Source organism: Pseudomonas sp. P5_A12, from assembly GCF_056400685.1.
In genome coordinates, this window is sequence record NZ_JBFUKU010000093.1 from 1 (window position 1) to 18,578 (window position 18,578).

21 protein-coding genes are annotated in these 18,578 nt (G+C 58.4%); all 21 read left to right on the forward strand.

The window, feature by feature from the left end; genetic code table 11:
* The coding region (locus AC1DSG_RS14725; protein WP_477791538.1) for an RNA methyltransferase at positions 1-453 on the forward strand (453 nt) is incomplete at its 5' end.
* Between the two features lie 2 nt (positions 454-455).
* Positions 456-1,232 carry a serine O-acetyltransferase gene (cysE, locus tag AC1DSG_RS14730; RefSeq protein ID WP_477791539.1) on the forward strand — a complete coding sequence of 259 codons (777 nt, stop codon included), beginning with the start codon at positions 456-458 and terminating at the stop codon, positions 1,230-1,232.
* A 238-nt stretch (positions 1,233-1,470) separates the two neighbouring features.
* A complete protein-coding gene (iscR, locus tag AC1DSG_RS14735; protein ID WP_007948177.1) occupies positions 1,471-1,962 on the forward strand; it encodes a Fe-S cluster assembly transcriptional regulator IscR in 492 nt (163 codons plus the stop codon).
* A gap of 50 nt (positions 1,963-2,012) precedes the next feature.
* A complete protein-coding gene (locus AC1DSG_RS14740) occupies positions 2,013-3,227 on the forward strand; it encodes an IscS subfamily cysteine desulfurase (RefSeq protein ID WP_477791540.1) in 1,215 nt (404 codons plus the stop codon).
* An 85-nt stretch (positions 3,228-3,312) separates the two neighbouring features.
* On the forward strand, positions 3,313-3,699 hold the full coding sequence (gene iscU / locus AC1DSG_RS14745; RefSeq protein ID WP_003443374.1) for a Fe-S cluster assembly scaffold IscU: 387 nt from the start codon (positions 3,313-3,315) through the stop codon (positions 3,697-3,699).
* Positions 3,700-3,733: 34 nt separating this feature from the next.
* A complete protein-coding gene (gene iscA, locus AC1DSG_RS14750; protein WP_003227904.1) occupies positions 3,734-4,057 on the forward strand; it encodes an iron-sulfur cluster assembly protein IscA in 324 nt (107 codons plus the stop codon).
* A gap of 8 nt (positions 4,058-4,065) precedes the next feature.
* Positions 4,066-4,587 (forward strand): co-chaperone HscB, encoded by a 522-nt coding sequence (hscB, locus tag AC1DSG_RS14755; protein ID WP_477791541.1) that lies wholly within the window; start codon positions 4,066-4,068, stop codon positions 4,585-4,587.
* Positions 4,588-4,638: 51 nt separating this feature from the next.
* A complete protein-coding gene (hscA, locus tag AC1DSG_RS14760; protein ID WP_477791542.1) occupies positions 4,639-6,501 on the forward strand; it encodes a Fe-S protein assembly chaperone HscA in 1,863 nt (620 codons plus the stop codon).
* 2 nt (positions 6,502-6,503) lie between these two features.
* Positions 6,504-6,845, forward strand: a complete 342-nt coding sequence (gene fdx / locus AC1DSG_RS14765) for an ISC system 2Fe-2S type ferredoxin (protein ID WP_110660899.1) — start codon at positions 6,504-6,506, stop codon at positions 6,843-6,845.
* Between the two features lie 14 nt (positions 6,846-6,859).
* Positions 6,860-7,060, forward strand: a complete 201-nt coding sequence (gene iscX, locus AC1DSG_RS14770) for a Fe-S cluster assembly protein IscX (protein ID WP_007903597.1) — start codon at positions 6,860-6,862, stop codon at positions 7,058-7,060.
* 92 nt (positions 7,061-7,152) lie between these two features.
* Positions 7,153-7,578, forward strand: a complete 426-nt coding sequence (ndk, locus tag AC1DSG_RS14775; RefSeq protein WP_007916882.1) for a nucleoside-diphosphate kinase — start codon at positions 7,153-7,155, stop codon at positions 7,576-7,578.
* 27 nt (positions 7,579-7,605) lie between these two features.
* The gene (gene rlmN, locus AC1DSG_RS14780) at positions 7,606-8,748 is read left to right on the forward strand and encodes a dual-specificity RNA methyltransferase RlmN (protein WP_477791543.1); all 1,143 of its coding nucleotides are present in this window, start codon (positions 7,606-7,608) and stop codon (positions 8,746-8,748) included.
* 17 nt (positions 8,749-8,765) lie between these two features.
* Positions 8,766-9,524 carry a type IV pilus biogenesis/stability protein PilW gene (pilW, locus tag AC1DSG_RS14785; RefSeq protein WP_477791544.1) on the forward strand — a complete coding sequence of 253 codons (759 nt, stop codon included), beginning with the start codon at positions 8,766-8,768 and terminating at the stop codon, positions 9,522-9,524.
* A complete protein-coding gene (locus tag AC1DSG_RS14790; RefSeq protein ID WP_477791545.1) occupies positions 9,524-10,531 on the forward strand; it encodes a RodZ domain-containing protein in 1,008 nt (335 codons plus the stop codon). Before pilW ends, AC1DSG_RS14790 begins: the two co-directional genes overlap by 1 nt.
* Before the next feature lie 3 nt (positions 10,532-10,534).
* A complete protein-coding gene (ispG, locus tag AC1DSG_RS14795) occupies positions 10,535-11,644 on the forward strand; it encodes a flavodoxin-dependent (E)-4-hydroxy-3-methylbut-2-enyl-diphosphate synthase (protein ID WP_007944259.1) in 1,110 nt (369 codons plus the stop codon).
* A gap of 37 nt (positions 11,645-11,681) precedes the next feature.
* Positions 11,682-12,971 carry a histidine--tRNA ligase gene (gene hisS, locus AC1DSG_RS14800; protein ID WP_477791546.1) on the forward strand — a complete coding sequence of 430 codons (1,290 nt, stop codon included), beginning with the start codon at positions 11,682-11,684 and terminating at the stop codon, positions 12,969-12,971.
* 40 nt (positions 12,972-13,011) lie between these two features.
* Positions 13,012-13,653, forward strand: a complete 642-nt coding sequence (locus tag AC1DSG_RS14805) for a tetratricopeptide repeat protein (RefSeq protein WP_477791547.1) — start codon at positions 13,012-13,014, stop codon at positions 13,651-13,653.
* Complete coding sequence (gene bamB, locus AC1DSG_RS14810) at positions 13,646-14,797, forward strand: outer membrane protein assembly factor BamB (RefSeq protein ID WP_477791548.1); 1,152 nt, start codon at positions 13,646-13,648, stop codon at positions 14,795-14,797. Before AC1DSG_RS14805 ends, bamB begins: the two co-directional genes overlap by 8 nt.
* 139 nt (positions 14,798-14,936) lie before the next feature.
* Positions 14,937-16,406 carry a ribosome biogenesis GTPase Der gene (der, locus tag AC1DSG_RS14815; RefSeq protein ID WP_477791549.1) on the forward strand — a complete coding sequence of 490 codons (1,470 nt, stop codon included), beginning with the start codon at positions 14,937-14,939 and terminating at the stop codon, positions 16,404-16,406.
* Positions 16,407-16,551: 145 nt separating this feature from the next.
* Positions 16,552-17,700 (forward strand): pyridoxal phosphate-dependent aminotransferase, encoded by a 1,149-nt coding sequence (locus tag AC1DSG_RS14820; protein WP_477791550.1) that lies wholly within the window; start codon positions 16,552-16,554, stop codon positions 17,698-17,700.
* A complete protein-coding gene (locus AC1DSG_RS14825) occupies positions 17,688-18,479 on the forward strand; it encodes an amidohydrolase (RefSeq protein ID WP_477791551.1) in 792 nt (263 codons plus the stop codon). The genes AC1DSG_RS14820 and AC1DSG_RS14825 overlap by 13 nt, the downstream gene beginning before the upstream one ends.
* Positions 18,480-18,578: the final 99 nt, after the last annotated feature.

Below are 18,578 nucleotides of genomic sequence, written 5' to 3' on the forward strand. Positions count from 1 at the left end.
GGCGCCGAGATTGCCTTGGTGTTTGGTCGTGAAGATTCCGGCCTGACCAATGAAGAGCTGCAGCGATGTCATTATCACGTGCACATCCCCTCAGACCCTGAGTTCAGTTCGCTGAACCTTGGGGCGGCGGTGCAGGTGTTGGGTTATGAAGTGCGCATGTCCTGGCTCGCGGCCCAAGGGCAGCCGAGCAAGGTCGAGAAGGATGAAGTGGCGTCCACCAAAAGTGGTGAGCTGGCGACCATGGATGAGCTGGAGCGGTTCTATGAACATCTGGAGCAAACCCTGGTGGCCATCGAATTCCTCGATCCGGAAAAGCCACGGCACTTGATGGCGCGCCTGCGCCGGTTGTACGGACGTAGCTCGGTCAGCCGGGCGGAAATGAATATATTGCGTGGCATCCTCACGGAAACCCAAAAAGCGGCCCGTGGCGAGCTTCTAAAGCGGAAGGATTAAAAATGTTCGAGCGTTTGCGTGAAGATATCCAAAGCGTATTCCACCGAGACCCGGCGGCGCGTAACGCTTTTGAAGTCCTGACTTGCTACCCGGGCATGCATGCCATCTGGATTCATCGCCTGTCGGCGGCCCTGTGGCGCGCTGAGCTGAAGTGGCTGGCGCGGCTGGTGTCGAACTTCGGTCGCTGGCTGACCGGGATCGAAATCCATCCGGGCGCCAAAGTCGGTCGTCGTTTCTTTATTGACCATGGCATGGGCATTGTTATTGGTGAAACCGCCGAGATCGGCAATGACGTCACCCTTTATCAAGGCGTGACGCTGGGCGGGACCAGCTGGAACAAGGGCAAGCGTCACCCGACCCTTGAAGATGGCGTGGTAGTCGGCGCGGGTGCCAAGGTGCTTGGCCCGTTCACTGTCGGCGCTGGTGCCAAGGTCGGCTCCAATGCCGTGGTGACTAAAGCGGTTCCGCCGGGGGCGACGGTGGTGGGGATTCCGGGGCGGATCATCGTCAAATCCGATGATGAGCAGGATGCCAAGCGCAAGGCCATGGCCGAGAAGATTGGTTTTGATGCCTACGGTGTCGGCGAAGACATGCCTGACCCGGTAGCGCGTGCCATTGGTCAGCTGCTTGATCACTTGCAGGCGGTCGATGGTCGTCTGGAGGGGATGTGCGGCGCGCTGAAGGATCTGGGCAGTAATTACTGCGCCAAGGATCTGCCTGAACTGCGTGAAGAAGATTTCGCCTGTGTGAAGGACAAGGATCAGAGTCAGGCCAGCTAGACCGAGTCGAATTTATCGCGAGCAGGCTGGCTCCCACAGGGAAATGCATTTCAAATGTGGGAGCSAGCCTGCTCGCGATGAACGATAACGCGCAATTGCTGGCTGTAACCGTCCAGCCTTTGCTATGATGCGGCCGCTCTTTTGCGGGTAAACCTGACTAAAGTACTAGGTCTTATAGTTGACTTAAATACTCGGGAATTGCATACTCGCCCCATTACGAACTCCGTGGTAATTGTCCATGCGACTGACTACAAAAGGCCGATACGCCGTGACCGCCATGCTCGATCTGGCGTTGCACGCGCAGCACGGGCCTGTGTCCCTGGCCGATATCTCCGAGCGCCAAGGCATCTCCCTGTCCTACCTCGAACAGCTTTTCGCCAAATTGCGCCGCAGCAATCTGGTGTCCAGCGTCCGGGGGCCGGGTGGTGGCTACCAATTGTCCCGCGATATGCAGGGCATCCAGGTCGCCCAGGTGATCGATGCGGTGAACGAGTCGGTCGATGCAACCAAATGCCAGGGTCAAGGCGATTGCCATTCCGGCGATACCTGTCTGACTCACCACTTGTGGTGCGACCTGAGCCTGCAGATTCACGAATTTCTGAGCGGTATCAGCTTGGCTGACCTTGTGACTCGCCGTGAGGTGCAAGATATAGCCCAGCGTCAGGACCAGCGCCGTTGCAATAGCAAGGCGCCACGCCTGGACAAGATTGAAGCGTCCGCCGTCGAATGACAGCCAAAGAGCTAACGGCACGCCAGCCAGCCTGATTTAGGAGATAGTCCATGAAATTGCCGATTTACCTTGATTACTCTGCGACCACCCCGGTTGATCCGCGTGTAGCGCAAAAAATGAGTGAATGCCTGCTGGTCGACGGAAACTTCGGTAACCCGGCGTCCCGTTCCCACGTGTTCGGCTGGAAAGCTGAAGAGTCCGTCGAAAACGCTCGTCGTCAGGTCGCAGACCTGGTCAACGCCGATCCGCGTGAAATCGTCTGGACCTCCGGCGCCACTGAGTCCGACAACCTGGCAATCAAGGGTGCGGCGCATTTCTATGCGACCAAGGGCAAACACCTGATCACCACCAAGATTGAGCACAAGGCTGTCCTCGACACCATGCGCCAACTGGAACGTGAAGGCTTCGAAGTGACCTACCTCGAGCCGCGTACCGATGGTCTGGTGACGCCAGAGATGATTGAAGCTGCACTGCGTGACGACACCATCCTGGTTTCGGTCATGCACGTGAACAACGAAATCGGCACCGTCAACGACATCGCCGCCATCGGCGAGCTGACTCGTTCCAAGGGCATCCTGTTCCACGTCGACGCTGCTCAGTCCACTGGCAAGGTCGACATCGACCTGTCGAAGCTGAAAGTCGACCTGATGTCCTTCTCCGCACACAAAACCTACGGCCCTAAAGGCATCGGCGCGCTGTACGTCAGCCGCAAGCCGCGTGTTCGCATCGAAGCGACCATGCACGGCGGCGGTCACGAGCGTGGCATGCGTTCGGGCACCCTGGCGACCCATCAGATCGTTGGCATGGGTGAAGCTTTCCGCGTAGCCAAAGAAGACATGGCTGCCGAAAACGTGCGCATCAAAGCCCTGAGCGACCGCTTCTTCAAACAGGTCGAAGGCCTGGAAGAGCTGTACATCAACGGCAGCATGACCGCCCGCGTACCGCACAACCTGAACCTGAGCTTCAACTACGTTGAAGGCGAGTCGCTGATCATGGCGCTCAAGGATCTGGCGGTTTCGTCCGGTTCGGCTTGCACCTCGGCTTCCCTGGAGCCTTCGTACGTACTGCGTGCCCTGGGCCGCAACGACGAACTGGCACACAGCTCGATTCGCTTCACCTTCGGCCGTTTCACTACCGAAGAAGAAATCGACTACGCCGCGCAGAAAGTCTGCGAGGCCGTTACCAAGCTGCGCACTTTGTCGCCGCTGTGGGACATGTACAAAGACGGTGTCGACATTTCGAAAATCGAGTGGGCGGCACACTGATTTCAAGTCGCCGCGAACCGGCCCTGTAAAACCAAGGTTTGCAGGGCTTAAAGAGCGACTCTCTGATGAGTGAGGAATAAGCATCATGGCTTACAGCGAAAAGGTCATCGACCACTACGAAAACCCGCGCAACGTCGGCAAGATGGACGCGGAAGATCCTGATGTCGGCACCGGCATGGTCGGCGCTCCGGCATGCGGCGACGTTATGCGCCTGCAAATCAAGGTCAACGAGCAAGGCATCATCGAAGACGCCAAGTTCAAGACCTACGGTTGCGGTTCGGCGATCGCTTCCAGCTCCCTGGCGACCGAGTGGATGAAAGGCAAGACTCTGGATGAAGCAGAGACCATCAAGAACACTCAGCTGGCTGAAGAACTGGCCCTGCCGCCAGTGAAAATTCACTGCTCCGTACTCGCTGAAGACGCTATCAAAGCGGCCGTTCGCGACTACAAGCAGAAGAAAGGCTTGATCTGACTTTCAGGTTTTGGCGACGAGTAAGGAGTCACCGATGGCTATCAGCATGACAGAAGCGGCTGCTCGACACGTGCGGCGCTCCCTCGACGGGCGCGGCAAAGGTGAAGGGATTCGTCTGGGTGTTCGCACCACAGGCTGTTCCGGCCTTGCCTACGTGCTGGAGTTTGTCGACGAGGTGGTTGCAGAGGATCAGGTGTTTGAAAGTCACGGCGAAAAAGTGATTATCGACCCGAAAAGCCTGGCCTACCTGGACGGCACCGAGCTCGATTTCGTCAAGGAAGGGTTGAACGAAGGCTTCAAGTTCAACAACCCCAACGTACGCGGTGAATGTGGCTGCGGCGAAAGCTTCAACATCTGAGGCTTGTCGTGGGTACTCCTTGTCATTTCGCTTTATTTGAGCTGCAACCGAGTTTCAATCTGGACCTCGACCAGCTGGCTACGCGCTACCGTGAGTTGGCGCGCAGTGTTCATCCGGACCGCTTTGCTGACGCTTCCGAGCGTGAGCAGCGGTTGGCGCTAGAGCAATCCGCGAGCCTCAACGAGGCCTACCAGACGCTCAAAAGTCCCCCCAAGCGTGCGCGTTACTTGCTCGCTTTGAATGGTGGCGAGCTGCCGCTGGAGGTCACGGTGCATGATCCGGAGTTTCTTTTGCAGCAGATGGAGCTGCGTGAAGAGCTCGAAGACCTGCAAGACAGTGCCGATCTGGCCGGTGTTGCAGCGTTCAAGCGTCGGCTGAAAACCGCCCAGGATGTACTGAACCAAAGCTTCGCGGCTTGTTGGAATGACGCTGTGCACCGTGAACAGGCCGAACGCCTGATGCGGCGCATGCAGTTCCTCGACAAGCTCACTTACGAAGTGCGCCAGTTAGAAGAGCGCCTCGACGATTAACCCAGTGCCGCTCCGGTCGCACGCCTGATATACAGATAAGTCCTGATACCAATGGCCCTACTGCAGATCGCCGAACCCGGCCAAAGTCCTCAACCGCACCAGCGTCGTCTGGCTGTGGGAATCGACTTGGGCACTACCAATTCGCTGGTCGCTGCGTTGCGCAGTGGTCTTTCCGAGCCTCTGGCTGACGCTGACGGACAGGTCATTCTGCCGTCTGCCGTGCGCTATCACGCTGATCGCGTCGAAGTCGGCGAGTCCGCCAAGCTGGCTGCCGCGACCGATCCGTTGAATACGGTGCTGTCAGTCAAGCGCTTGATGGGTCGTGGTCTGTCCGACGTCAAGCAATTAGGCGATCAACTGCCGTACCGCTTTGTCGGCGGCGAGTCGCACATGCCGTTCATCGACACTATCCAAGGGCCGAAAAGCCCGGTGGAAGTCTCCGCCGATATCCTGAAAGTGCTGCGTCAGCGCGCCGAAGCGACGTTGGGTGGTGAGCTGGTCGGCGCGGTGATCACCGTTCCGGCCTATTTCGATGATGCGCAGCGTCAAGCCACCAAGGATGCGGCCAAACTGGCCGGTCTGAACGTACTGCGTTTGCTCAATGAGCCGACGGCCGCGGCGGTCGCTTACGGGTTGGATCAACACGCTGAAGGCCTGGTCGCCATTTATGATCTGGGCGGCGGCACCTTTGATATTTCGATTCTGCGCCTGACGGGCGGTGTGTTTGAGGTCTTGGCTACCGGCGGCGACAGCGCGCTGGGTGGCGATGACTTCGATCACGCGATTGCCGGCTGGATTATCGAGAGCGCCGGTTTGTCCGCCGACCTCGACCCGGGTGCGCAGCGTCAACTGCTGCAAACGGCCTGCGCTGCCAAAGAAGCGCTGACCAATGCCTTGTCGGTCAAAGTGGCTCATGGTGACTGGAGCGCGGAGCTTACTCGCGAGGCCTTTGACGCGCTGATCGAGCCGATGGTCGCTCGCAGCCTGAAAGCCTGCCGCCGTGCAGTGCGTGATTCCGGTGTCGAGCTGGAAGAAGTGCATGCGGTGGTCATGGTCGGTGGCTCGACTCGCGTGCCGCGCGTTCGTGAAGCCGTCGCTGAAGCCTTTGGTCGTCAGCCGCTGACTGAAATCGATCCGGATCAAGTGGTGGCCATCGGTGCTGCGATCCAGGCCGATACCTTGGCTGGCAACAAGCGCGACGGCGATGAACTGCTGTTGCTCGACGTGATTCCGTTGTCCCTGGGGCTGGAAACCATGGGCGGTCTGATGGAGAAGGTGATTCCGCGCAACACCACCATCCCTGTCGCCCGCGCTCAGGACTTCACGACTTATAAAGATGGCCAGTCGGCCATGGCGATCCATGTATTGCAGGGCGAGCGCGAGCTGATCAGCGACTGTCGTTCCCTGGCACGCTTCGAATTGCGCGGTATTCCGGCGATGGTGGCCGGCGCGGCGAAGATTCGCGTGACCTTCCAGGTCGATGCCGACGGTCTGCTCAGTGTTTCGGCCCGTGAATTGGGTTCGGGTGTTGAGGCGAGCATTCAGGTCAAGCCGTCCTACGGCCTGACCGACGGCGAAATCGCCAGGATGCTCAAGGATTCGTTCCAGCACGCCAATGACGACAAGGTTGCCCGAGTGCTGCGTGAGCAGCAGGTCGACGCACAACGCCTGATTGAAGCGGTACAGGCTGCTCTGGAGGCTGATGGCGAGCGCTTGCTCGACGCCGAAGAGCGCCTGGTCATCGATATGCAGGTGCAGGAATTGACCGAACTGATGAAAGGTACTGATGGTTACGCCATCGAGCTGCAGACCAAGCGTCTGTCGCAAGTGACCGATGCCTTTGCTGCCCGCCGCCTGGACTCGACGGTGAAAGCCGCGCTGGCGGGGCGCAACCTGAATGAGATTGAGGAATAACGATGCCGCAGGTCATTTTTCTGCCACACGAGAAGTTTTGCCCGGAAGGCATGGTTGTTGAGGCTGAGACCGGTACGTCCATCCTCGAACTGGCGCATGAGCACCATATCGAGATGGAAAGCGCCTGTGGCGGCGTCTGCGCTTGCACCACCTGTCACTGCCTGATTCGTGAAGGCTTTGACTCGCTGGAAGAGGCTGACGAGCTGGAAGAAGACTATCTTGATAAGGCTTGGGGGCTGGAAGCTCAGTCCCGCCTGGCCTGTCAGGCCAAAGTCGGGACTGAAGACCTGACAGTGGAAATTCCGAAATATTCGCTCAACCATGCGGCTGAAGCGCCGCACTGATTCAAGGAAGCGACATGAGTCTGAAATGGGTTGATGTGCTGGAAATCGCGATCCAGCTGGCTGAGTCCAGGCCGGAAGTGGATCCGCGTTATGTGAACTTCGTCGATCTGCACCAATGGGTGCTGGCATTGCCGGAGTTCAGTGATGATCCGACCCGCGGTGGCGAGAAGGTGCTTGAAGCCATTCAGGCCGCCTGGATCGAAGAAGCAGACTGAGTCTGCGCCGTACGCAGTTAGGCAATACCCAATAACCCGCGTATAATTCGCGGGTTTAATTTTTCACAAATTACCGTTTCTGGAGTTACACCATGGCTGTTCAACGTACTTTCTCCATCATCAAGCCTGACGCTGTTGCAAAAAACGTCATCGGCGAGATCACCACTCGTTTCGAAAAAGCAGGCCTGCGCGTTGTAGCTTCGAAACTGAAGCAACTGTCCAAAGCTGAAGCTGAAGGCTTCTACGCTGAGCACAGCGCTCGTGGTTTCTTCGGCGACCTGGTTGCTTTCATGATTTCCGGCCCGGTTGTTGTTCAGGTTCTGGAAGGCGAAAACGCTATCGCTCTGAACCGTGAGCTGATGGGCGCTACCAACCCTAAAGAAGCTGCTGCCGGCACCATCCGCGCTGACTTCGCTGATTCCATCGATGCCAACGCTGTACACGGTTCGGACTCCGAAGCCGCTGCTGCTCGCGAAATCTCGTACTTCTTCGCAGCTACTGAAGTAACCACTCGCTAAGCATTGCTTAAGAGTGAAGGTGAATCCATGACTACATCGACTGTAAAAACCAACCTGCTGGGTCTGACTCAACAGGAAATGGAAAAATTCTTCGACTCAATCGGGGAGAAGCGTTTCCGTGCCGGTCAGGTAATGAAATGGATTCACCACCTTGGCGTCGATGATTTCGACGCCATGACGAACGTCAGCAAGGCCTTGCGCGACAAGCTCAAGGTTATTGCCGAGGTTCGTGGTCCTGAAGTGGTCAGCGAGGACATTTCCACCGACGGCACCCGTAAATGGGTGGTGCGCGTGGCGTCCGGCAGCTGCGTCGAGACCGTGTACATTCCCCAGGGCAAACGTGGCACGTTGTGCGTTTCGTCCCAGGCAGGCTGTGCCCTGGATTGCAGTTTCTGCTCCACCGGCAAGCAAGGTTTCAACAGCAACCTCACCGCCGCCGAAGTCATCGGTCAGGTGTGGATTGCCAATAAATCGTTCGGCAGCATCCCGGCGACCGCCGACCGTGCCATCACCAACGTGGTGATGATGGGTATGGGCGAGCCGCTGCTGAACTTCGACAACGTTGTCGCGGCCATGCACCTGATGATGGATGACCTGGGCTACGGCATTTCCAAGCGCCGTGTGACCCTGTCGACCTCCGGCGTGGTACCGATGATCGATGAGCTGTCCAAGCACATCGACGTCTCGCTGGCGTTGTCGTTGCACGCACCGAATGACGCATTGCGTAACCAATTGGTGCCGATCAACAAGAAGTATCCGCTTAAGATGCTGCTTGAGTCGTGCCAGCGCTACATGTCGTCCCTGGGCGAAAAGCGCGTGCTGACTATTGAGTACACTTTGCTCAAGGACATCAACGACAAGGTTGAACATGCCGTTGAGATGATCGAGTTGCTCAAGAACATCCCGTGCAAGATCAACCTGATTCCGTTCAACCCGTTCCCGCATTCCGGCTACGAGCGCCCGAGCAACAACGCGATTCGCCGGTTTCAGGATCAGCTTCACCATGCAGGCTTCAATGTCACCGTACGCACCACCCGCGGTGAAGACATCGATGCCGCGTGTGGCCAATTGGTAGGGCAGGTGCTGGATCGCACCCGTCGCAGCGAACGTTATATCGCCGTGCGCGAGTTGAGCGCCGAAAACGATATGGCACAAAACGCCGCGAAATAATTCAAGAGAGGATCTCTATGTCCCTGCGCTTTGCGCTGCTTTTGCTGTGGGCCAGCCTGTGTGCTGGTTGTGTCCTTTCGGGCGATTTCAATCCGATGAAGACCAGTAAGGGCCGTGATGAGGCGCGTGTTGCCTACGTGCAGCTGGGCTTGGGCTACTTGCAACAAGGCATGACCGAACGCGCTAAAGTCCCGCTGAAAAAAGCGTTGGACCTGGATGACTCGGACCCGGATGCCAATGCGGCATTAGGGTTGGTGTTTCAGGCTGAAATGGAGCCTGAACTGGCAGACCAGCATTTTCGCAAGGCGCTGTCCTCCCGCCCCAACGATGCTCGAATCCTGAACAACTACGGCAGTTTTCTGTTCGAGGAAAAACGTTACAAAGAGGCGTACGAGCGCTTTGAACAGGCCGCCGCCGATACGCTGTATCCTGAGCGTTCGCGAGTATTCGAGAACCTGGGCATGACCGCATCAAAGCTGGGTGAGCGTGATCTCGCGCAGCAGCAACTGGAAAAAGCCCTGCGTTTGAATCGCCAACAGCCACGTGCATTACTCGAAATGGCTGAGTTGTCCTTCGAAGACAGGCATTATGTGCCCGCGCGTGACTATTACGATCGTTTTAGCCTGCTGACCGAGCAAAATGCACGTAGTCTATTGCTCGGTGTTCGGCTGGCAACAGTGTTTGAAGATCGCGACAAGGCCGCCAGTGCAGGCCTGCAACTAAAACGACTCTATCCCGGTACACCGGAATATCAGCAATACCTGTCGGAGCAATGATGAAAGCGGCGCATCCCGAAGTTGTAGCAGCGAATCGCGTTAACCCCGGTGAGACTTTGCGCCAGGCCCGCGAAAGCAATGGCTGGTCGCTGTCCGAAGTGGCCCTCAAGCTCAACCTCACTGTCACCTCCTTGAGCAACCTGGAAGCCGGCGCATTCGACAAGCTGCCTGGGCATACCTTTGCTCGCGGTTATATCCGTGCGTACGCCAAATTGCTGGGCATGGACCAGGCCGTTCTTGTCCAGCAGTTCGACCAATCCACCGGCACCGATTCCCACGGCAGCAGCGTGCACAGCCTGGGTCGTATCGAAGAGCCGGTGCGGGTTTCCCATACTATTTTGCGTATTGTCAGCCTGTTGTTGCTGATCGCCGTGATTGGCGGTGGTTTTGTCTGGTGGCAGGATCAAACTTCGCTGCGCACCAAGGATATTATCGGTCTGAGCCCTGAACACGTTGAAGTGGAAGGCGCCGACGGCACCACCCAGATCCATCCTCTGGACGAGCCGGAAGACCAGGCCGTCGCGCAAGGTCAGGCTGAAAGCGCTACCCCGCTTGCATTGCCTCAAGTCGAAACCACCTCTGAGGCGCCGGCTAAAGCTGAAGCAACGGCGCCTGCTGTTGCACCGACAGCCTCGACGCCGGTTGCCCCGACACACAACGTCGCTCCAGTGGTTGCAGTACCGGCCGCTCCGGCTCCGGCTGTTCCAGCACCGGTGGTGACCGCTCCGACTGCTCCCGCTCCAGTAACGACAGCTCCAGTAGCCGGCCAAGGCCAGGTTCAGCTGAAGTTCACCGCTGACTGCTGGACGCAAGTGACCGATGGCGCTGGCAAGGTGCTGTTGAGTGGTCTCAAGCGTAAAGGCGATAGCGTTTCCGTCAGCGGCAAACCGCCGTTCACCGTGCGTCTGGGCTTCGCCCGTGGCGCGCAAATCAGCTACAACGGTCAGGCGGTTGATGTCGCTCCGTTCACCAGTGGCGAGACTGCTCGCCTGAAGTTGGGTCAATAAGTCATGCACGGCGAATCTCCAATCAAACGTCGCGAATCCCGCAAGATCTGGGTCGGTAACGTGCCTGTTGGCGGCGATGCACCTATCGCTGTGCAGAGCATGACCAACAGCGACACCAATGATGTGGCCGCCACCGTGGCCCAGATCAATCGTCTGGAAGCCGCTGGCGTCGATATCGTGCGCATTTCCGTGCCGGACATGGATGCGGCCGAAGCCTTCGGCAAGATCAAGCAACTGGTCAAGGTGCCATTGGTGGCTGACATCCACTTCGACTACCGGATTGCCTTGCGCGTGGCCGAGTTGGGTGTTGACTGCCTGCGGATCAACCCGGGCAATATCGGTCGTGAGGACCGCGTACGCGCGGTGGTCGATGCCGCCCGTGATCGCGGGATTCCGATCCGCATCGGCGTCAACGCCGGATCCCTGGAAAAAGACCTGCAAAAGAAGTACGGCGAGCCCACCCCGGCTGCGCTGGTCGAGTCTGCCCTGCGTCACGTCGAGCACCTCGAACGCCTGAATTTCCAGGACTTCAAAGTCAGCGTGAAGGCCTCCGACGTGTTCATGGCCGTCGAAGCCTACCGCCTGCTGGCCAAAGAAATCGTCCAGCCTCTGCATTTGGGTATCACCGAAGCGGGTGGTTTGCGCTCAGGCACAGTGAAATCCGCCGTGGGCCTCGGTATGCTGCTCGCCGAAGGGATTGGCGATACTATTCGCATCTCGTTGGCGGCTGACCCGGTCGAGGAAGTGAAAGTCGGCTACGACATTCTCAAATCCCTGCATTTGCGCTCCCGTGGCATCAACTTCATCGCCTGCCCGAGCTGCTCGCGGCAGAACTTCGATGTGGTCAAAACCATGAACGAGCTGGAAGGGCGTCTCGAAGACCTGCTGGTGCCGCTGGATGTCGCGGTCATCGGATGCGTGGTCAACGGGCCGGGTGAAGCCAAGGAAGCCCATATCGGCTTGACCGGCGGCACGCCAAACCTGATTTACATCGACGGCAAGCCGTCGCAGAAACTGACGAATGACAATCTGGTGGATGAGCTTGAACGCTTGATTCGCCAGAAAGCGGCCGAAAAGGTCGAAGCTGACGCTGCCGTTATTGCGCGTGGCTGAGCCTGACTAAAGAGCCGAACGAATTTAAGGATTTATTGTGAGCAAGTCTTTGCAAGCCATTCGTGGCATGAACGATATCCTGCCCGAACAGACTCCCCTGTGGCGTCATTTCGAGGGCACTGTTTCGCGTCTGCTGGATAACTACGGTTACAAGCAGATCCGCATGCCGATCGTCGAGTTCACCGAGCTGTTCAAGCGCTCTATCGGTGAAGTGACCGACATCGTCGAAAAAGAGATGTACACCTTCGACGACCGCAACGGCGACTCCCTGACCCTGCGTCCTGAAGGCACGGCGGCCTGCGTGCGTGCAGTGCTTGAGCACGGCATCACCGGCGGTGGCCAGGTGCAGAAACTCTGGTACATCGGCCCGATGTTTCGCCACGAGCGTCCGCAGAAAGGCCGTTATCGCCAGTTCCATCAGATCGGTGTCGAGGTGTTCAACCTGGACGGTCCGGACATCGATGCCGAGCTGATCGTGCTGACCTGGCGCCTGTGGGGCGAGCTAGGCATCCGTGATGCGGTCAAGCTCGAACTCAACAGCCTGGGCACTGCCGAGTCGCGCGGTCGTTATCGTGAAGCGCTGGTCGAGTTCCTCTCCGCGCATCTGGACAAGCTGGACGAAGACAGCCAGCGCCGTCTGAAGACCAATCCGCTGCGGGTTCTGGATACCAAGAACGCCGATACGCAAGCCATCCTCGTGGACGCGCCGAAAATGGCCGACTACCTGGACGATGAGTCCCGCGTGCACTTCGAGGGCCTGAAGGCTCGTCTGGACGCCGCCGGCATTCCTTATGTGATCAACCCGAAGCTGGTTCGCGGGCTGGATTACTACAGCAAGACCGTTTTCGAATGGGTCACCGACAAGTTGGGCGCCCAGGGCACCGTGTGTGCCGGTGGTCGTTACGACGGTCTGGTCGAGCAGATGGGCGGCAAGCCGACCACGGGCGTTGGTTTCGCCATGGGTATCGAACGCTTGGTGCTGTTGCTTGAAACCCTGGAGCAGATCCCGGAAGAAATCTCCCGTCAGGTCGACGTCTACCTTTGCGCCTTCGGTGAAGCCGCAGAGCTAGCCGGCCTGGCCCTGAGCGAACGTGTCCGTGATCAATTGCCCAACCTGCGCCTGCAAGTGAATGCCGGCGCCGGCAGCTTCAAAAGCCAGTTCAAGAAGGCCGACAAGAGCGGTGCGCTGTATGCGCTGATCCTCGGCGACGATGAGATGGCCCAGCAAGTGGTAGGTTTCAAACCCCTGCGTGGCCAGGGCGAACAACAAAGTATTGCCTGGGATGCGCTTGCTGCACACCTGGCCACCTGCGTCGTGCAGGGTTGAAGCTGTCAAACAGCCGATTTAGTGATTAAGGAGTATTGGGGTGTCGAGTACCGAAGACGAACATCTGGCGGATTTGAAGGACTGGTGGTCACGCAACGGCAAGCCCTTGGTCACTGGCGGCCTGTTGGCGCTGGTCATCGTGTTCGGCTGGCAAGCCTTTCACAAGTATCAGAGCAATCAGTCGCAAGGCGCCTCGATGCTCTATCAGCAATTGCTCGAAACCACGTTGACGCCCGACGGCAATCCTGACGCAGCCCGTGTAGCCGACCTGGCCGGCAAGCTCAAAAGCGAGTTCGCCGGTAGCGCATACGCGCAATACGGCAGCCTGTTCGTGGCGAAAGTCGCGGTCGACAGCGGCAAGCTGGACGACGCCGCTACCGAGCTGAAAGCCATTGTCGCCAAACCGGCCAACCCGGCGCTGGGCGAAATTGCCCGTCAGCGCCTGGCGCAGGTACTGGCCGCGCAGAACAAGGCCGATGAAGCCCTGAAACTGCTCGAAGGCGATACCGACAAAGCATTCCTGGCCACACGCGAAGAACTCAAAGGCGACCTGCTGGTGCAGTTGGGTCGTACCGATGAAGCGAACAAGGCGTATCAAAAAGCCAAGGCCGCCCTGTCGGATGAAGCGGCGGTCGGTGGCCTGCAAATCAAGCTGGATGATCTGGCCAAAGGGGATGCGTGACGTGATTCGTTGGAAACATGCAGCATTGCTGGCCCTGGCCATTTTGGCCGCGGGTTGCAGCAGCAACAGCAAAAAGGAATTGCCACCTGCCGAGCTGGTCGACTTCAAAGAAGAAGTGGTTCTGCAAAAGCAGTGGAGTCGTTCGATCGGTGACGGTCAGGGCGAATCCTACAACATGCTGGTACCGGCGATTGACGGCGAAACCATCTATGCTGGCGACGTCACTGGCGTCGTGGTAGCGATGGATCGCAGCAACGGCGACGTCAAATGGAAGAAAGATCTCGACCTGCCTGTTTCCGGCGCCGTTGGCGTGGGTTTCGGTCTGGTCATGATTGGTACGCTCCAAGGCGAAGTCGTTGCCATGGACGCGATCAATGGTGAAGAGAAATGGCGCGCTCGCGTGAACAGTGAAGTTCTCGCACCGCCGGCCACCAACGGTGACGTGGTGGTGGTTCAGACTCAGGACGATCGTCTGATCGGTCTGGATGCCGCGACCGGCAACCAGCGCTGGTTGTATGACAGCACCCCTGCGGTCCTGACGCTGCGCGGCACCAGTGCGCCGATCGTGACCAACCGCTTGGCGGTAGCAGGCCTGTCGACCGGTAAAGTGGTCGCTCTCAATGTCTCCAACGGCGTGCCGGTTTGGGAACAACGTGTAGCGATCCCGCAGGGTCGTTCGGAGCTGGAGCGTGTGGTCGATATCGACGGTGGCTTGCTGCTGTCCGGCGGTACGCTATACGTCACCAGCTATCAGGGTCGTCTTGCGGCACTGGACCTGGAAAGCGGTCGTCAGCTCTGGCAGCGTGATGCTTCCAGCTATGCTGGCCTCTCCCAAGGGTTTGGCAACGTTTACGTGAGCCTGGCTTCGGGCACCGTTGAAGGCGTCGACGAACGTTCCACCTCCGCGTTGTGGAGCAACGATTCGCTGGCCCGCCGTCAATTGTCGGCTCCGGAAGTGTTCTCCAGCTACGTTGCAGTCGGCGATATGGAAGGCTATCTGCATTTGCTGAGTCAGGTGGACGGTCGTTTCGTCGGCCGCGAAAAGATCGACGGCGACGGCCTGCGTGCCCGTCCGCTGGTGGTGGGTGACACGATTTATGTATATGGCAACAGCGGCAAACTGGAAGCCCTGACCATTAAGTAAAGGTTTGACTATGCTTGGGGTTTAACCCCAGGCAACCCCGTTTCACGGGGTTCGCAGCGCCTTCAAGCGTTGCCCCGAGCACCAGCCGCTGCCTCGCAGCGGCTTTTGTATTTTCTGAAATAACGAAGTGGAGAGCCGCATGGTTCCCGTAATCGCCCTGGTGGGTCGACCGAACGTCGGCAAGTCCACCTTGTTCAACCGCCTGACCAGGACTCGCGACGCCATTGTCGGCGACTTGTCCGGTCTGACCCGTGATCGCCAATACGGTGAGGCCAAGTGGCAAGGGCGTTCCTACATTCTGGTCGACACCGGCGGTATCTCCGGTGACGAGCACGGTATGGACGAAAAAATGGCCGAGCAGTCGCTGCTGGCCATTGAAGAAGCCGATGTCGTTCTGTTCCTGGTAGATGCCAAGGCTGGCTTCACCGCCGCCGACCAGATGATCGCCGAGCATTTGCGCAAACGTAACAAGCGTTCTTACGTGGTTGCCAACAAGGTCGACAACATCGACCCTGAAATGGCCCGCGCTGAATTCGCCCCGTTGGGCATGGGCCACGCGATCCCTATCGCCGGTGCTCATGGTCGTGGCATCACCCAGATGCTGGAAATCGCCCTGAGCGATTTCCCGAAAGATGACGAAGAGCCGGAAGACGGCGAAGAAGAGATCGTTGCCGAAGGTGAGGAAGCCAAGCGCATTCCTGGCCCAAGCGAAAAAGACGGGATCAAGATCGCCATCATCGGTCGCCCGAACGTTGGCAAGTCGACCCTGGTCAACCGCATGCTCGGTGAAGACCGGGTCATCGTGTACGACCAGCCGGGTACGACCCGCGACAGTATCTACATCCCGTTCGAGCGTAACGACGAGAAGTACACGCTGATCGACACCGCTGGTGTGCGCAAGCGCGGCAAGATCCACGAAGAAGTTGAAAAGTTCTCCGTGGTCAAAACCCTGCAAGCGATCAAAGACGCCAACGTGGTGATCTTTGTGATGGACGCCCGCGAAGGTGTGGTGGATCACGACCTCAACCTGCTGGGCTTCGCCATTGAGTCGGGTCGTGCGCTGGTAATCGCGATCAACAAGTGGGACGGCATGRCGCCGAGCGAGCGCGACTTCGTGAAGGTCGAGCTGCAACGTCGACTGTTCTTCGTTGACTACGCCGACATCCACTTCATCTCGGCGTTGCACGGTACGGGCGTGGGCAATCTCTACGCCTCGGTACAGAACTCGTTCAAGTCCGCCGTGACCCGTTGGCCAACTAACCGCCTGACCCAGATTCTGGAAGATGCGGTCGGTGAACACGCACCGCCGATGGTAAACAACCGCCGGATCAAACTGCGTTATGCCCACTTGGGTGGTGCAAACCCGCCGATCATCGTGATTCACGGTAACCAGATCGAGAAAGTGCCGAAGTCGTACGTCCGGTATCTGGAAAACACTTACCGTCGTGTCTTGAAGCTGGTCGGTACGCCGATCCGCATCGAGTTCAAGGGCGGCGAGAACCCGTACGAAGGCAACAAGACCTCGCTGACAGACCGTCAGGTCAACAAGAAGCGTCGCATGATGTCGCACCACAAAAAGGCCGACAAAAAGCGCCGCGATAAGCGATAAAAGCAGCTTTAAGTTTCAAGCTGCAAGCTTCAAGTTAAAGTAAGAAAGGGCCCTTTCCAGGGCCCTTTTTTGTGTCTGAAGGTTTGAGCTTGACCGCTTGCAGCTTGTCGCTTGAAACTTGCAGCTCACCTGCAAGGGGCTACCGATGATCACCAGTAAGCTGCCGAATGTCGGCATCACTATCTTCACTCAGATGTCTCAACTCGCGGCACAAACCGGGGCGATCAACTTGTCCCAGGGTTTTCCCGATTTCGATGCCCCGCAGGCGCTGTGCGATGCGGTCGGTCGGCACATTGCCAATGGCCATAACCAGTATTCGCCGATGACTGGTCTGCCTGCCTTGCGCCAGCAAGTGGCGGCGAAAATCGCTTGCAGCTATGGCGTCAATGTCGATGCCGACCACGAAGTGACCATCACCCCCGGCGCCACCCAAGCGATATTCTGTGCGATTCAGGCGGTTATCCACAGCGGTGACGAAGTCATCGTGTTTGATCCGGCCTACGACAGTTACGAACCTTCGGTGGAGCTGGCCGGTGGCCGTTGCGTGCATGTGCAACTCGGGCTGAATGATTTCTCCATCGATTTCCAGAAGCTGGCCGAGGCCATTACGCCGCGCACGCGGATGATTGTTCTCAACTCGCCGCACAACCCGAGTGGCGCGTTGATCAGCCGTGCAGAACTAGATCAGTTGGCGGATTTGATTCGTGGTCGCGACATCTATCTGGTCAGCGACGAAGTCTACGAACACCTGGTGTTCGACGGCGTGCCTCACGTCAGTGTGCTGAATCACCAAGAGCTGTATCAGCGCGCCTTCGTGGTCAGTTCCTTCGGCAAGACTTACCACGTCACGGGCTGGAAAACCGGCTACGTGGTCGCCCCGCCCGCGCTCACTGCCGAGCTGCGCAAGGTTCATCAGTACGTCAGTTTCTGCGGCGTGACGCCGCTGCAATTTGCCTTGGCTGACTTCATGGCCGAGCACCCGGAACACGTCGAAGAGCTGCCAGGTTTCTATCAGGCCAAGCGTGATCTGTTTTGCGATCTGCTGACACCGTCGCGGTTCAGTTTCACTCGCGTGACCGGCACTTATTTCCAGTTGGTCGATTATTCGCAGATCCGCCCGGACCTCAACGACGTTGAGATGGCGCTGTGGATGACCCGTGAACATGGCGTGGCGAGTATTCCGATCTCGGTGTTCTACCAGACCCCACCCGCAGGCCAGCGCCTGGTGCGCTTGTGCTTTGCCAAACGTGAGGAGACCCTGCGTGAAGCAGCGGCAAAACTATGCGTGATCTGAGTGCACTGCCCAACCTGAATATTGCGCTGATCCAGACCACGCTGGCCTGGCACGACCGGAAGGCTAACCTGGAGCATTTCGAACAGTTGCTGGAGCAGGCTCGCGGAGCGGACCTGATCATCCTGCCGGAGATGTTCACCACCGGCTTCTCCATGGAATCGGAAACGCTCGCCGAGGCGGACAACGGCCCGACCAGCAAGTGGTTGCGCGTTCAGGCGGCGAAGCTCGACGCGGTGATCACCGGCAGCATCATCGTCCAGGCCGCCGACGGTAGTCATCGCAATCGCTTGCTGTGGGCGCGTCCGGAAGGGGAGGTCTGGCACTACGATAAACGTCATCTGTTCCGTATGGCGGGCGAACATAATCACTTCACGCCGGGCGAGCGTCAGGTGCAGTTCGAACTCAAGGGCTGGCGCGTACGGCCACTGATTTGCTACGACCTGCGCTTCCCGGTCTGGAGCCGCGATGCCCAGGACACCGACCTGTTGCTGTACACCGCCAACTGGCCCGGTGCACGCCGCCAGCACTGGAACCGTTTGCTGCCGGCGCGGGCGATCGAGAACCTCTGCTATGTGGCGGCGGTGAATCGCATTGGCACGGATGGCAAAGGTTTTGCCTACACCGGCGACAGTCAGGTGCTGGATTTCCAGGGGGAGACCTTGCTCAGCGCAGGAGAGGCTGATGGTGTGTTTCAGGTGGTGCTGAATGCTGCGGATCTACAGGCTTATCGCACGCGGTTTCCAGCGAATCTGGATGCCGATACGTTCGAATTCACCTAACCGATCGTTCCCACGCTCTGCGTGGGAATGCAGCCCGTGACGCTCCGCGTCACTGGACGCGGAGCGTCCCTAGAGGCTTTCCAACGCGGAGCGTGGGAC

Bases quoted from the DNA above. Each gene is read 5' to 3' on its own strand.
- iscX (WP_007903597.1), top strand. From the start codon at position 6,860: ATGAGTCTGAAATGGGTTGATGTGCTGGAAATCGCGATCCAGCTGGCT.
- iscR (WP_007948177.1), top strand. From the start codon at position 1,471: ATGCGACTGACTACAAAAGGCCGATACGCCGTGACCGCCATGCTCGAT.
- AC1DSG_RS14825 (WP_477791551.1), top strand. From the start codon at position 17,688: ATGCGTGATCTGAGTGCACTGCCCAACCTGAATATTGCGCTGATCCAG.
- hscA (WP_477791542.1), top strand. From the start codon at position 4,639: ATGGCCCTACTGCAGATCGCCGAACCCGGCCAAAGTCCTCAACCGCAC.
- pilW (WP_477791544.1), top strand. From the start codon at position 8,766: ATGTCCCTGCGCTTTGCGCTGCTTTTGCTGTGGGCCAGCCTGTGTGCT.
- cysE (WP_477791539.1), top strand. From the start codon at position 456: ATGTTCGAGCGTTTGCGTGAAGATATCCAAAGCGTATTCCACCGAGAC.
- rlmN (WP_477791543.1), top strand. From the start codon at position 7,606: ATGACTACATCGACTGTAAAAACCAACCTGCTGGGTCTGACTCAACAG.
- iscA (WP_003227904.1), top strand. From the start codon at position 3,734: ATGGCTATCAGCATGACAGAAGCGGCTGCTCGACACGTGCGGCGCTCC.
- fdx (WP_110660899.1), top strand. From the start codon at position 6,504: ATGCCGCAGGTCATTTTTCTGCCACACGAGAAGTTTTGCCCGGAAGGC.
- AC1DSG_RS14820 (WP_477791550.1), top strand. From the start codon at position 16,552: ATGATCACCAGTAAGCTGCCGAATGTCGGCATCACTATCTTCACTCAG.
- ndk (WP_007916882.1), top strand. From the start codon at position 7,153: ATGGCTGTTCAACGTACTTTCTCCATCATCAAGCCTGACGCTGTTGCA.
- bamB (WP_477791548.1), top strand. From the start codon at position 13,646: ATGCGTGACGTGATTCGTTGGAAACATGCAGCATTGCTGGCCCTGGCC.
- iscU (WP_003443374.1), top strand. From the start codon at position 3,313: ATGGCTTACAGCGAAAAGGTCATCGACCACTACGAAAACCCGCGCAAC.
- AC1DSG_RS14740 (WP_477791540.1), top strand. From the start codon at position 2,013: ATGAAATTGCCGATTTACCTTGATTACTCTGCGACCACCCCGGTTGAT.
- ispG (WP_007944259.1), top strand. From the start codon at position 10,535: ATGCACGGCGAATCTCCAATCAAACGTCGCGAATCCCGCAAGATCTGG.
- AC1DSG_RS14790 (WP_477791545.1), top strand. From the start codon at position 9,524: ATGAAAGCGGCGCATCCCGAAGTTGTAGCAGCGAATCGCGTTAACCCC.